Raw genomic sequence first — 950 nt, forward strand, 5'->3', positions numbered from 1 at the left:
GATCTCCGGCGCCGCAGCGGGGGCCGCGACCTGAGCGGCCGCGGGCGGCGCCGCGGCCGGGCCCGCCGCCACGTCCACCGCCCGGGCCGCGCCGGGCTGCTCGGCGGCCGGGGCGGCGTGCGGCTCCGGGCGCAGGCTCGCCGGGACCACCGGGATCGGCTGCGAGATCGGGTCGCTGTAGGCGGGGGACGGCTCCGGCGACGGCTCCGCTACCGGTGCCGCACCGGCGGCCGGCGATCCGAGGGCGGTGCCGTCCGACCGGCCCAGCGCCCCGTTGGTGAGGAGCGAGGGGGCGCGCTCACCGGGGGCGTCGGGCGCCGCGGCGCCGTCCGCTCCCGTGTTGTCGATTCCGTCCGCGGCGGCACCGGGGACTCCGCCGTCGGCGGGCACGGCCGAGCCGGGCTTGGGCTCACCGTTGTCCGCCGCGGCCTGCGGCGCCGCGTCGGCGCCACCGGCCGCGCCGTGCGCCGATGAGGGATCGGCGTCATCGCCACGCGCGTGCTGCGCCGGCGACGGTTCCCTTCCGGCAGCTTGCTCGGTCATGTGTCACTGGTCCTTTCGGTCTTTCCTGGGGGTGGTGGAAAGCGGGGGCGGGTGCCCCGGGGAGCCCTCCGCGTCCGGACGAGGACGCGAGGGAAGTTCGGAGGGAGGGCGCGCCGGCGGCGGCGCATCGGTGGACTCATCGGCGGTCGCGGGCGCCATCCCGGCGGCCGTGCCACCGCCGGCCGGCCGCGGACCCCCCGGTTCTTCGTAATAGCGGACGTAGGCGTTGGACTTCGTCGCGAAGTACTCGAATATGCGCCGGTTCGACCAGCCGCGTTTCTCGCGATAGCGCGGAATCGCCTTTGTCATGTGGGGGTCGTCGCTGGTCAGCGTTCCGTCGTCGTGGAGCGTCAGAAACGGCACCACGTCTTTCGTGCGGCGGTCCTGCGCGTACAGCACCCGGGACG

Annotated in this window: 1 protein-coding gene and 1 pseudogene; both read right to left on the minus strand. The window is 76.2% G+C overall.

Annotation, left to right across the window (positions count from 1 at the left end; all coding sequences use genetic code 11):
- Positions 1-543, minus strand: a pseudogene (locus tag ACFOVU_RS07795) (hypothetical protein); the annotation flags it as partial.
- A gap of 3 nt (positions 544-546) precedes the next feature.
- Positions 547-942: a hypothetical protein gene (locus tag ACFOVU_RS07800; protein ID WP_378531317.1), complete on the minus strand. Its 396-nt coding sequence runs from the start codon at positions 940-942 to the stop codon at positions 547-549.
- Positions 943-950 lie beyond the last annotated feature (8 nt).

The sequence above is a fragment of the Nocardiopsis sediminis genome (genome assembly GCF_042650565.1).
GTDB classification, from domain to species: Bacteria; Actinomycetota; Actinomycetes; order Streptosporangiales; family Streptosporangiaceae; genus Nocardiopsis_B; species Nocardiopsis_B sediminis.